The sequence below is a fragment of the Bradyrhizobium sp. WBOS08 genome, from assembly GCF_024585125.1.
GTDB classification, from domain to species: Bacteria; Pseudomonadota; Alphaproteobacteria; order Rhizobiales; family Xanthobacteraceae; genus Bradyrhizobium; species Bradyrhizobium japonicum_B.
The window spans coordinates 5697808-5709990 of the sequence record NZ_CP028988.1 but is presented as its reverse complement, the minus strand read 5'-3'; the positions used below and the strand labels follow the sequence as shown (position 1 = coordinate 5709990).

Below are 12183 nucleotides of genomic sequence, written 5' to 3'. Positions count from 1 at the left end.
CGACCCCATCGCCGGCGCTGATGTGTACAATTGCATGTAAATGGACCTGTATGCATCGCACCGTGCATATCTACCTGGACCCAATCCAAAATTGACCCGGCACACGATTCGCGGATATCACCAATCCCAGTGGGGACTTCGATCTACTGGGAAGTGTCATGCCGCGTATTCTCGTGGTTGATGACGATCCGATGGTCGGCGCGACCATCGAGGTCCTCCTCCAACGTCAGGGCTTCGACGTCACGCTGACCGACGGTGGTGAAACTGGACTGGCTGCGCTGGAAACGCAGACCTTCGACGTGATGCTGGTCGACATCTTCATGCCGCACATGCGCGGCTTCGAGTCGATCCGCATCTTTCACGAGCGCGCACCGGCAACTCCGCTGATCGCGATGTCCGGCTACGCCTTCGCGTCATCCGCCTCGCCCTCTCCCGATTTCCTCCGCATGGCGCTGGAGCTTGGCGCGACGCGCTGCCTGCGCAAACCGTTCACGCCGGACGCGTTGCTGACCACGATCCGGGAATGCCTCGCAAGCGAGAGCGCGCAGCAGAAGGACAAGAAAGAAGCCCCTTGATTCCAACGCAGCGCGTCATTCTGGGTGCCGGACTTGCCATCCTCCTGATCATCACCGCGGCCTCGATCGCCCTCGACGTCAAATCCCGCTCGGATGCGGCCTGGGTCAATCAGACGGTTCAGGTCCAGAAGAAGATCTCCGATCTGCGCGTGCTGTTGCGCCGCGCCGAGAGCGCCGCGCGCGGCTACGAGCTCTACCGCACCCCGGGCTTTAGCGCCGAGTTCCAGGCGGTGCAGGCCCAGATCGCGCCGGCGCTGGCGGACCTCAAGCGCGGCGTGCGCGACAATCCCGATCAGTTCGCGCTGCTGGAGGGCACCGAACCGCTGGCGCTGCGCCGGGTCGAGATCGCGGCCGAGGCGATGCGGCTGCGCGCGGCGAACGACCAGGCCGGCATTGCCGCGCTCAACGGCAGGGCCGAGGGCCGCGGTCTCATGGACACGGTGATGGGCAACCTCGACCGATTGAGCGCGGAGGAGGAACGCCTGCTCGCCGCGCGCTCCCAGGATTCGCGCCGCACGGGCGTCGTGCTGCTCGGCATCGATGTCGCGGGCGCCGTGCTGATCCTGCTGCTGGTCGCTTTGGTGATGCGCGAGAGCCGGCGCGCCACGGGCCAGCTCCAGACCTCGCTCGAACAGACGCAAGCTGCCAAGCAGGCGCTCGAAGCGGCGGTGGCCGAGCGTACCGAGCATCTGGTCACCGCGCATGACGAGCTGCGCCTGTCGGTCAACGTGCTGCAAAGCACGTTCGACAGCATGGCGGAGGCGGTGCTGGTGATCGATGCCGACGGCAACGTGCTGCTGTCCAATCCGGCCGCTGAGCGCATGCTGCTGCATCGCACCGGCATGAACCTGCGCAATCTGCGGACCCTGTCGGACGTCCTCCATGGCGACGGCGTGACGCCGATGCAGGCCGACGAGCTGCCTTCGGTGCGCGTGCTGCGGGGCGAGAAGTTCGAGGACCTCGAGATGATCGTCCGGCCGCACAGCGGCAATGCGCCCCGTCATCTCATGGTCAGCGGCCGGCCCATGCTGGACGGGCACGGCGAGATCTCCGGCGCGGTGCTGGTCTATCACGACGCCACCATGTCGCGCGAGACCGAGCGGCAGCTGTACCAGTCGCAGAAGCTGGACGCGATCGGCAAGCTGACCGGCGGCGTCGCGCACGACTTCAACAACATGCTGACCGTGATCTCCGGCAACACCGAGACGCTGGTGGAAAGCCTGAAGCAGCAGCCCGAGCTGCAGCGCGTGGCGCGGCTGATCGACGATGCGGCCGAGCGCTGCGCCGAGCTGATCCAGCATCTGCTCGCCTTTGCGCGCCGGCAGCCGCTGCAGCCGCGCAACGTCGAGATCAACGCCGCGATCGCGGACATCGCCAAGCTGCTGCGCCCCACCCTCGGCGAGCAGATCCAGATCGAGACCGTGCTGGAACAGGGGCCGATGACCGCGCATATCGATCCGTCCCGGCTCACCAATGCCGTGCTCAACATGGCCATCAACGCGCGCGACGCCATGCCGAACGGCGGCAAGCTGCTGCTGGAGACCCACCGCGTCGTGCTGGACGAGGCCTATGCGCAGGCCCATGCGGACGTGACCGCCGGCCCCTACATCATGCTCGCGGTCAGCGACACCGGCACCGGCATGTCGCCCGACATCCAGCTGAAGGCGTTCGAGCCATTCTTCACCACCAAGGAGGTCGGCAAGGGATCCGGCCTCGGCCTCTCGATGGTCTACGGCTTCGTCAAGCAGTCCGGCGGCCACATCAAGATCTACAGCGAGGAAGGCCACGGCACCACGATCAAGCTCTATCTGCCGCCGGGCGAAGGCACGGCGGAGGTCGCGGTCACCGCCGCGCCGCCGGCCGAGGGCGGCGCCGAGACCATCTTCGTCGTCGAGGACGATCCGCTGGTGCGCAATTTCGTCACCGCGCAGCTCACTGGCCTCGGCTACAAGACCATCGCCGCGCCCGACGGCAAGGCCGCGCTGGACCTGATCGCGGCCGGCCAGACCTTCGACCTGCTCTTCACCGACGTCGTCATCCCCGGCGGCATGAGCGGGCGCGAGCTCGCCGACGAGGTGGCCAAGCTGCGGCCGGGTGTGAAGGTGCTCTACACCTCCGGCTACACCGACAACGCCATCGTCCATCACGGCAAGCTCGACGACGGCGTGATGCTGCTGACCAAGCCCTACCGGCGCAACCAGCTCGCGGAGATGATCCGGAAGGCGCTGGGCAGCGGACAAGTCTGATCGTCTGGATGATCGCTGGCACGCAGGATCGACGCCGGCCACTTTGGCGGTCGCCCAAAAGCATGAACCCGGCGCCCCAACTATCGACTTCACAAATGCGCAATTCTCGTTAAAGTTGTCGGAGGCGCGCAAGGCGTGATGCCATGCGCCACATAAATCCGCGCGCTCCACATTGCGATCCAGTTTGACAAATATTCACATGAACATGGGGTTTTGTCATGCAGTCCAAATATTCTCTGGACCTCACCGATAGACGCAACCGTAACGGCGTTCTCCTCTCACGCATCGTTCGCAGCGACGGCACGCGCGGCGGCTACGTGCAGAACGAAGCGAACTTGAGCCAAAGCGGAACTTGCTGGCTTCACAATGACTCGGAAGCCTTTGGAGACGCCAGGATAACGGATAACGCGCAGGTGTATGGCCAGGTTTTTGGCCAGGCATCCGTCAGCGGCGATTGCCGGATCAACGGACAGGTCTTCGATTCCGCCGTCGTAAGCGAACACGCTCAAGTCACGGGGCGCGTTTACGGCCGGGCATATGTGCGCGGCAGCGCCCGCGTCATGGGAGAAGCGTTGGACGACGCGGTCGTCGACGGCAATGCGCTGATCCTGGGACGTATTGCAGGCGCCGCCAGGGCAACCGGAAATGATATCGTCATCGGCGTGCGGTTCGTACCGAAGGCACTCGGCGGGGGAGCACCGGGCGCAGCGCAGCCGGCGGCTCCAACTGTCGTGCTCACAGGCTATTCTTCTCCGACCCTCGTCAACGGCGCGGTGAGGATTTACCTTGAGCCGTCATTCGGGACCTTCGTCGACATCCACGCCCCCCAACAAAGCATCCTCGGCTGGACAGAGATCAATAAGGCCACGGGGCTGGCGCAGCTTTCCCTGAAGGCGGCCGCGAAGGTCGACATCGGCAGGATCAAACGCTCGATCAGCGTGGCGACGTTCGCCGAAGGCGGTCGTGCCGACTAAAGCATGATCCGGAAAAGTGCGTATCGGTTTTCCGACAAGATCATGCTCGGGCAATTGCCAAAGCGCGAAGCCGCTTCATTCCGATCCTATCGCGCGCGAAACTAGCCCGGCGGCCCCAGCCCCTGGACCACCGGCTCCTTCTGCAGGAGACCGAAGAACTCGTCACTGTCGTAGATGCGCTGATAATGCAGGTGTGTGAAGCTTGCGGGCATGTCGACGACGACCACACAGTCCTTGTCAGGATAGGACAGCCAGAAGCAGTGGACGTATTTGGACGGGATCACCAACAGGCGGATCAGAGGATTGCCTACAGCGTTTTTGTCAATCCAATAGGCCGCATTGCGTATCCACCGCGGCAGATTATTGCCGGGTGGCGGCGTGGTGATGGCTTCGATCTTCGGGATTCCGCCCGGTCCATGCACGATCGAGCGCGCGGATGCCACCACTTGCGTGCTCCCGGGCGCTGCGCCGGGTGCATTGCTCGCCACGCAGACGTTGTGATGAAAGCTACCTGTATCCCGTGCACCTGCGCGGAGCAGATTTGACGCACCTCCCGGAGCCGAGCTGATGCGATCGTCGACGATCCAGACGGGGAACGTCTCGGTGATTTCGTGCACCGGCGGGGCGGCACCGGGCGCCTTGGACACCGCAGGCGCCCCCAACTTCGCGCCAATCTGCTGAGCAACGACTTTCTTCTGCTGGTCGGTCAATTCGACGGTGTAAGCCATGACTCAATGCTCCGTGTCCGAGGCAAGTGGATCCCTTCAGGCGCCCGCGGCGGGCGCGATCTGGAAATCAGAGTAGGTGCCGGCCCATCGGCCCATACCCCGGCCGCCCCTCACGTAGTCGTAGGAGACGGGAGATTCGATACCGAACCAGGGATCGAAAACTTCGAGCGTCCCGTCACCATAGACGCCGGTGATGAGCACAACATGTGCACCATGGGTGCTCCACTTGTACATCACCTCCACGGGGCGACGGCTGGTCAAGATTTGCTGACGTATCTCGTCCAGGGTCAGCACTCTCTCGCTGTTGACCGGCGGAGACGGTATGTCGGGATTGACGCTGATGCTCAGATGCGAATACGCGATCTCGGGCCAGGCCCCCATGTCGCAAGCCGAGGGGTCTACGCAACAATTCGGGATGTTGTGAGCGATGCTGGCCAAGTGGCACATCGTCGGCGGTCCAGCGAGATCCTGGTCCATCACGCCGAGATGGCTGGCGACCATGACCGTGCAGGCCGCCCAACACCAATTGGCTTGGGGACGCTGCGAGACGTAGGCAATACCCAAGGACTCGATCGGCGCCGCGCCAGGTGCGCTCGTGATTTCAGTGCCATTGCCGGGCGCAATATAGACCGCCATTAGAACCTCCCAAAATTGCTATGCAAATGATTCAAACAAGGTCACAACCGAGGGCAGCCTCATTCCACTGAGCGACAGGAGCCCATAGCCGACGCCGGAAATGCCGAGCATGAGCCCCGGCCGGGCCACGACATCGCCCGGCCAGTCCCGGAACTCGCCCATGTCGATGATCCCTTCCGCGACGGTCGCGGCAGCCTGATCCACCTTCGGCGAAAAGGTCGGGACCGAGAGCATCCGGCCACCGATGCGGCATATCTCGGCGAGCCCGATCGTTCCGTGACAGAGCCCCTCGTCGCGCTGGGGACTGTCGATCGAATCACACAACGCCTCGTGGGTTCTCTCCAGAGCGGTGATCGCAACCGACCGATGGTGATCCCCCAGCAAGGTGTCGCTGCGCATTGCCTGCAACCGCGCGATCGCAATTCCGCCGGCGCCGTGGCACCACGCGTCGAAACCCCTTTGCGCCGGAGTGTCCGCACGTAGATCGGGCCAGCTGCCGAGTTGCGGGTCGAACGCCTGTTCCTCATATCTGAACGCCGAGCGAGCGCCCGCGAGGAACTCCGCGCGGCCCGATCGCTCAAACAACCGCAGCAGCGACACGGCCATTCCCGAGGCTCCATGGGAGAGACCGCACAGCGGCACGGTACCGCTCACGGCACCATTGATCGTCCTCGGAGGCCATGCGAATCCTCCGCCGCGAGCTTCGGCCTGACCGAGGATTTCCTCTCCAAGCCTCGAGGCCAACGCAGCCAGATGCATCCGGAAGCCATGCGGCTCAAAATTCAACAGCCCGAGGATCGTACCGGCGCTTCCGGCCATCACATCGAGCGAATGCGGCTGGCCAGTTCCCTGCGCAAGAAGATGAAGGACGTCCGGCAGGGCAATGCTCGGTGTGGGGGCATCCAGCATGCGCCCGATCAGGCCGGTCACAAAATGCAGCCCGAAACGGCCTTCGAAGATAGACAGATCGGAAGGCGAGACGGGCACGGAATGGGCTTGGAGATGAGCCGCGCGCAAGGCGCCGATGCTGGTTTCGGCGTATTGGGGCCGGCCAAACGCCGCATGCGCGGCCGCGAGAAACAGTGCGACCCCTCCGAGCCCGTTATAAAGATCGAACCCCAGTGGACGCAGTGTTGGAACACTGGCCAGCGGGCTGGCACCGATCCAGTTGCAGGAGCGGTTGTCTTGGTCCCAGATCGCCGTTGCGCACAGCATGTCTGCAATGCGTCGGACCGCCTCGAGACACGTGCTGGTCTTAGGGTCCATGGCCCGTGCTTTCGTAGATGTCCTCAGAGCGCGGACCAAGATGGGGCCGCGCACAATCCAAGCCCGCGCGCTGAAATTCTCCGATGACGTACCGAAGCTTCGACTCACGGCCTTCCGCCTGCGCCACGAAGGCACGCCAAAGCCCACGGGCGACGAGCCGCGAGCGGTTCTGTCCGAAGCTGCTGCCGTCTGCCGGATCCTCTGCGACCGCGATCCCACGGGCCATCTTCCTGGCGAAGGCCGGAATCCCCTCTCGGGTCTTGACGGAGTCGAACAGTCTCCGCAGCACGTCATGGCTGGCGCGATAGATGCGCTTCCGCAGATAGAGGACGGCTGCGTCGGTTCGCCCATATGAGCCGGGATCGTCGGGGACCTTGAGACGGAAAGGGATTGCGCAGCTATTCAGCAGTGCGCAGCAGCGAGCCACCAGTTCGGCGCCCGCCGCCGCGCCGACGTTGAAGTACACACGCGTCGTGATGTCCGGCTCGTCGAAAGGATCCGGCGTTTCGCCGAGTGCGACGTACCAGCCGGGAATCAGGTTGAAGAGCTCCTTGCCGACATCGATCTGATAGTGCCTGTGCACTCCTTCGATGTCCGGGTCAGGGAACATTTCCGACGTGGATACATGGATCTGCAGTCCGTCCCGATGCAGGACAGACACGTTCCCCATTCGCGTCAGCACCGACCAACCCGGCTCCCAGCCTCGCCGGCTGCTGTTCGCGGCGGACAGACGCGCCGCGAACGGCACGCGCTCGCCGCGCGATCCCGAGTGACGGGCGAACTGCAACCGCGCATAGATGCGCCGGTATATCTCATCGGCGATCACACCCACGATGGCATCGCCCTCACCTACCCCAGCCCCCGGCGATGGCCCGGCAACGCCCGGAGCCAGGGTTCGCTTCTGCCCAAACGCCGTGTATTCGTTGAGGCCCGTGACATTGATCGCATCGACACAATAGAAGACAGCGGCGTGGACTTGCGGGGTCATTGAACTCTCATCGAAGCTGTCGCCGTTGCTTCCAGCAAGGCATGCCTGGCCCAGCCCGGAATGCAGATCGCGCGCTGCGCCACCTGGAGCGCCATCTCGCAATGCTGAAGCGCGTGTTGCTCGTGTTGATGCTGGGCATACTCGACCGCGAATTGGACGAGGCGCGCACCAGACAGCGCGAAGGCGCGTTCGAACGCCTCGCGCGACGAAGCCGTACCGCGAGCATCGGCATAGGCCCGCATGAATTCGATCACGCCTGCACGCTGGGTGATCAGCGGCACGCTCGCCAATGGGGCCAATCGATCGAGGCTTGGGGCCGCGACGATCGGAAATGAAAATATCCAGTAGAGTAAGATGCCCTGGAGAAAGCCCGCGAGGTCCCACGCGGGATCACCGATCTGGCAGAGCTCCCAGTCGACGACGGACAGCCGGTCGAGCGCCCGGGTCGCGCCATGCGAAGCCACGCTGAAGAGCAGATTGTCAGACTTGATGTCGCCATGTATGACGCATTCGGCTCGCCAATCGTCATGTAGACGCTGCATTCCGGCGCAGAGTTCGCCGTGGCGCTGCAGGGCCTTGAGACATCGATAGCTTCCGGGTGAGACCAGGCGAAAGCTCGCGGCACCGGGCCGATGCAGCTTGAGCGCCCAGGGCGCGTCGTGAGAGAGCCCCGCCTTGCATGATTCAAGTGCGGCGGTCGCGTCGTGCAAACGTCCCAGGAACTCTCCGAGACGGCGACCCACGGTTGCTGCTTGCGTGGGAAAGGCCTGCAAGGCCTGGAACATCGTCACGGAGTCAGGCACGAACTCCACCGCCAGCGCCTCCTCCTGATCGTCGATGAGCAAGGCACGCGGAATCTGTGCCTGGAGTTCGGACCGCAGGAGCGGCGCGATCTCGCGGTAGAAACTCCGTTCGACCTGAAACGCCTTTCGGTTCTCCTCGAGCCAAATGCCCTGCTTGAGGATGAGGCCGCGCGTTCGATCACGCACCAGGTAGTTGTAATTTCGGCCCGGCAAGGGCGCGATCTCGAGCAGCCCGGCAACAACCGATCCGGGCTCTATCAGCTTGTGCTGAACAAGATAGCTGGCAATGAAAGGCGAACTGATCACGTTCCGACTCGCTCGCGGCAAAGACCACATAGACCCTGTCGGCCGGCAAGAGAGATGCAGCCGGAGCCGCCGCTCTCTTGCCATCGCTTGGTCGGGACGGGTGTCCCTGATAGGGGTGGGCTATCCCCTCGGTCCGCATATGAAGAGGTGGGTCTCCATCTCCGGTGGATAGCCGGGCGCACCGCAGACAAGACCCTGCGTGCCGATGCCACCGGGCGCGCCGCAGACGAGGCCTTGCGTGCCGATCCCGCCCGGCGCGCCGCAAACCAGACCTTGCGTGCCGATGCCGCCGGGTGCCTGACAAATCGGCCACGACGTCGGGAAGCAACCATAGGTCAGCGAACCCGGGGGCAAGAACGAGCCGCCAGGCGCGCCGCAAACCAGACCTTGCGTACCAATTCCGCCGGGCGCACCACAGACGAGACCTTGCGTGCCGATGCCGCCGGGCGCGCCGCAGACAAGACCCTGCGTGCCGATCCCGCCGGGCGCACCGCAGACAAGACCCTGCGTGCCGATCCCGCCGGGCGCGCCGCAGACCAGACCTTGCGTGCCGATGCCGCCGGGGGCGCCGCAGACTAGACCTTGCGTGCCGATCCCGCCGGGCGCGCCGCAGACCAGACCTTGCGTGCCGATGCCGCCGGGCGCACCGCAGACAAGACCCTGCGTGCCGATGCCACCGGGTGCGCCGCAGACCAGACCCTGCGTGCCGATGCCGCCGGGCGCACCGCAGACCAGACCTTGCGTGCCGATCCCGCCGGGCGCGCCGCAGACCAGACCTTGCGTGCCGATCCCGCCGGGCGCGCCGCAGACCAGACCCTGCGTGCCGATCCCGCCGGGCGCACCGCAGACCAGACCCTGCGTGCCGATGCCGCCGGGCGCGCCGCAGACCAGACCCTGCGTGCCGATGCCGCCGGGGGCGCCGCAGACCAGACCCTGCGTGCCGATGCCGCCGGGTGCGCCGCAGACCAGACCTTGCGTGCCGATCCCGCCGGGCGCGCCGCAAACGAGACCCTGCGTGCCGATCCCGCCTGGCGCCTGACAAATCGGCCACGACGTCGAGAAACAACCATAGGTCGGCCAACCCGGCGCGAAGAACGAACCGCCGCCGGGCGCACCACAAACCAAGCCCTGCGTACCAATGCCACCGGGTGCGCCGCAGACAAGACCTTGCGTGCCGATCCCACCGGGCGCGCCGCAAACCAGACCTTGCGTACCGATCCCGCCGGGGGCGCCGCAGACAAGACCCTGCGTGCCGATGCCACCGGGCGCACCACAGACAAGACCTTGCGTGCCGATCCCGCCGGGCGCGCCGCAGACAAGACCCTGCGTGCCGATGCCACCGGGCGCACCGCAGACAAGACCCTGCGTGCCGATGCCGCCGGGCGCGCCGCAGACAAGACCTTGCGTGCCGATCCCGCCGGGCGCACCACAGACAAGTCCTTGCGTGCCGATACCGCCGGGCGCGCCGCAGACAAGACCTTGCGTGCCGATGCCGCCGGGCGCGCCGCAAACCAGACCTTGCGTACCGATCCCGCCGGGCGCACCGCAGACAAGACCCTGCGTGCCGATGCCGCCTGGTGCCTGACAAATCGGCCACGACGTCGAGAAACAACCATAGGTCGGCCAACCCGGCGGGAAGAACGAGCCGCCGCCGGGCGCGCCGCAGACCAGACCCTGCGTGCCGATGCCACCGGGCGCACCACAGACAAGACCTTGCGTGCCGATCCCGCCGGGTGCGCCGCAGACGAGACCCTGCGTGCCGATGCCGCCGGGTGCGCCGCAGACAAGACCCTGCGTGCCGATGCCGCCGGGTGCGCCGCAGACAAGACCCTGCGTGCCGATGCCGCCGGGCGCACCGCAGACAAGACCCTGCGTGCCGATGCCGCCGGGGGCCGATCCAGAGAGAAATGCATTCAGCATTGAAGCCTCCACGTCCCTATGAATTTGTCCAATATCCACGTTCGTCGTCGGCCGCACTGACAAGCGCACGCGGCCGGCGGTCGCATCGAGGTTCGTCGTCTCGACAATCGTCTCATCAGGTCTTGGAATTTCGGCGTAGTAGCTACGGCCCGCGTCGAGATAGATTCGACGCTTGCCCGACTGCGTCTCGGGTGCATAGCCGACGATCGGAATCGTCGGCTCGTTTGCTGCCCCCGGAGCCGCACCCGGACGAGATGATAGGGCTTCGATGTCAGACGGGGGGTCAGGGTAATGGTCAACCATCAGACCTCCAGAAATCAATTTGTACGTGCAATCTACTAAAAATTGCATGATTGCTCTTCAATTGCAATACAGTCTCGATGAAGAATTTAGCGTGCGGTGCAGATCGCAATCGCGCGCGCTCGAAACGGGCTTGAAGCACCGTACCGCAGCACCGACGCGATCGATTTTCGCACGCGGCAACGGCGCCGGTGAAACAGGATCAGAGCTTCGCGCAAAACGAGCTTTGCTGTTCGCGGCGAGCTAGCGCGTCGCCAGCACCACCGCCGCCAGCGTGAAGATCAGCGCGGCGATCTGCCCTGCGCCGAGCGGCTCGCCCAGCGCGATCGCCGAGGCGACGACGCCGATGACGGGCACCGCCATGGTGCCGATCGCGGCGACCGAGGCCGGCAGCCGCGCCAATGCGGCGAACCAGCTGACATAGGCGATGCAGAACTGCACCACGGTCGAGTAGACCAGCAGCCACCAGCCGAGCGGCGTCACCTTGGAGAGATGCGTGGTCTCGACCAGGAGGCCGATGATCGAGATCGGCAGGCAGCCGATCCCGATCTGCCAGGCCGCGGCCGTGATCGGCGGCAGGTGGATCGGATATTTCTTGGAGAACACCGTGCCGACGGCGAAGCCGAACGCGCCGCCCAGCGCCATGATGATGCCGGGCAGCTTCTCGACGCTGGCGGCGATACCGTTGCCGCCCATGATCGAGGCGAGGCCGATGAAGGCCATCACCAGCCCGAGCGTGCGCAGCAGCGTCGGCCGCTCGCCCAGCACCGGCCAGGCGATGATCGAGGCCCAGACCGGCATGGTGTAGGCGATCAGCGCCGCCTCGCTCGCCGGTAGCCAGAGCAGCGCGAGGCCCATCAGCACCATCCAGCCGGTGACATTGAGCGCGGCGGAGGTGACGAGGCGCGGCCAGATCGCGGCGTCCACCTGCAGGCTCTGCCGGCGCATCACCGCGAGCAGCGCCAGCAGCACGGCGCCGAGCACGCCGGTCACCCCGCGCAAGGTCAGCGGCGGCAGTTCGGCGAGCAGGAATTTCGTCACCGGCCAGTTGAAGCCCCAGCCGATCGAGGTGATGGCGAGGAACATCAGGCCGGCCGGGGCGATGCGCGGCCGCGCATCCCGACGAGTCGAATCAAACATGTGGGGTATCCGGCAAAATCGAGCTCAGCTTGGCGCGGATTCGCCGCCCAAGCCACCATCTCGGCGGGCATGCCTGCCCTCACCTTCCGTAGGGCTACGTGAGTCCTGCTGACGCAATCCCTCCGCCTAAAAATATACCTGCCCTGTGAACAGCGGGATGAAGCCCGCGCAGCACGATCGGATGCAAATTTTTTCAGTTGGGAATCCGTGAGGACTCACTGATACTTGTCTCCATAGCAGGCGCGGCCAAGACCCCTGTTATCCCCCACAATCCACCATATTTAGTATTTGATTCAGGAAC

10 protein-coding genes are annotated in these 12183 nt (G+C 64.9%); 3 read left to right on the top strand and 7 right to left on the bottom strand.

All coding sequences use genetic code 11. The annotated features are described in order from the left end of the window. Positions 1 to 158 precede the first annotated feature (158 nt). The 3 genes from DCM80_RS26885 (at position 159) to DCM80_RS26875 (ending at position 3795) form a co-directional block, all read left to right on the top strand. Positions 159 to 575 (top strand): response regulator, encoded by a 417-nt coding sequence (locus tag DCM80_RS26885; RefSeq protein ID WP_257194466.1) that lies wholly within the window; start codon positions 159 to 161, stop codon positions 573 to 575. Then, the gene (locus DCM80_RS26880) at positions 572 to 2821 is read left to right on the top strand and encodes a CHASE3 domain-containing protein (RefSeq protein ID WP_257194465.1); all 2250 of its coding nucleotides are present in this window, start codon (positions 572 to 574) and stop codon (positions 2819 to 2821) included. Before DCM80_RS26885 ends, DCM80_RS26880 begins: the two co-directional genes overlap by 4 nt. A 218-nt stretch (positions 2822 to 3039) precedes the next feature. Beyond that, positions 3040 to 3795 (top strand): hypothetical protein, encoded by a 756-nt coding sequence (locus DCM80_RS26875; RefSeq protein WP_257194464.1) that lies wholly within the window; start codon positions 3040 to 3042, stop codon positions 3793 to 3795. Between the two features lie 101 nt (positions 3796 to 3896). On the opposite strand, the gene DCM80_RS26870 is transcribed toward DCM80_RS26875, so the two are convergent. The 7 genes from DCM80_RS26870 to DCM80_RS26835 form a co-directional block, all read right to left on the bottom strand. Continuing rightward, positions 3897 to 4523 carry a hypothetical protein gene (locus DCM80_RS26870; RefSeq protein WP_257194463.1) on the bottom strand — a complete coding sequence of 209 codons (627 nt, stop codon included), beginning with the start codon at positions 4521 to 4523 and terminating at the stop codon, positions 3897 to 3899. Positions 4524 to 4559: 36 nt separating this feature from the next. After that, positions 4560 to 5159, bottom strand: a complete 600-nt coding sequence (locus tag DCM80_RS26865) for a papain-like cysteine protease family protein (protein WP_257194462.1) — start codon at positions 5157 to 5159, stop codon at positions 4560 to 4562. An 18-nt stretch (positions 5160 to 5177) separates the two neighbouring features. Next, positions 5178 to 6425 (bottom strand): lanthionine synthetase LanC family protein, encoded by a 1248-nt coding sequence (locus DCM80_RS26860; protein WP_257194461.1) that lies wholly within the window; start codon positions 6423 to 6425, stop codon positions 5178 to 5180. Beyond that, a complete protein-coding gene (locus DCM80_RS26855; RefSeq protein WP_257194460.1) occupies positions 6415 to 7413 on the bottom strand; it encodes a T3SS effector HopA1 family protein in 999 nt (332 codons plus the stop codon). The genes DCM80_RS26860 and DCM80_RS26855 overlap by 11 nt, the downstream gene beginning before the upstream one ends. Beyond that, positions 7410 to 8522 carry a phosphotransferase family protein gene (locus DCM80_RS26850; protein ID WP_257194459.1) on the bottom strand — a complete coding sequence of 371 codons (1113 nt, stop codon included), beginning with the start codon at positions 8520 to 8522 and terminating at the stop codon, positions 7410 to 7412. The genes DCM80_RS26855 and DCM80_RS26850 overlap by 4 nt, the downstream gene beginning before the upstream one ends. Positions 8523 to 8642: 120 nt before the next feature. Continuing rightward, positions 8643 to 10442, bottom strand: coding sequence for a hypothetical protein (locus DCM80_RS31260; RefSeq protein WP_274069676.1), 1800 nt, complete (start codon positions 10440 to 10442; stop codon positions 8643 to 8645). 543 nt (positions 10443 to 10985) lie between these two features. Continuing rightward, the gene (locus DCM80_RS26835; RefSeq protein ID WP_257194458.1) at positions 10986 to 11882 is read right to left on the bottom strand and encodes a DMT family transporter; all 897 of its coding nucleotides are present in this window, start codon (positions 11880 to 11882) and stop codon (positions 10986 to 10988) included. Between the last annotated feature and the right edge of the window lie 301 nt (positions 11883 to 12183).

Excerpts from the sequence above, each read along its gene's own strand:
- DCM80_RS26855 (WP_257194460.1), bottom strand. The coding sequence starts at position 7,413 with ATGACCCCGCAAGTCCACGCCGCTGTCTTCTATTGTGTCGATGCGATC.
- DCM80_RS26885 (WP_257194466.1), top strand. The coding sequence starts at position 159 with ATGCCGCGTATTCTCGTGGTTGATGACGATCCGATGGTCGGCGCGACC.
- DCM80_RS26835 (WP_257194458.1), bottom strand. The coding sequence starts at position 11,882 with ATGTTTGATTCGACTCGTCGGGATGCGCGGCCGCGCATCGCCCCGGCC.
- DCM80_RS31260 (WP_274069676.1), bottom strand. The coding sequence starts at position 10,442 with ATGCTGAATGCATTTCTCTCTGGATCGGCCCCCGGCGGCATCGGCACG.
- DCM80_RS26875 (WP_257194464.1), top strand. The coding sequence starts at position 3,040 with ATGCAGTCCAAATATTCTCTGGACCTCACCGATAGACGCAACCGTAAC.
- DCM80_RS26865 (WP_257194462.1), bottom strand. The coding sequence starts at position 5,159 with ATGGCGGTCTATATTGCGCCCGGCAATGGCACTGAAATCACGAGCGCA.
- DCM80_RS26860 (WP_257194461.1), bottom strand. The coding sequence starts at position 6,425 with ATGGACCCTAAGACCAGCACGTGTCTCGAGGCGGTCCGACGCATTGCA.
- DCM80_RS26870 (WP_257194463.1), bottom strand. The coding sequence starts at position 4,523 with ATGGCTTACACCGTCGAATTGACCGACCAGCAGAAGAAAGTCGTTGCT.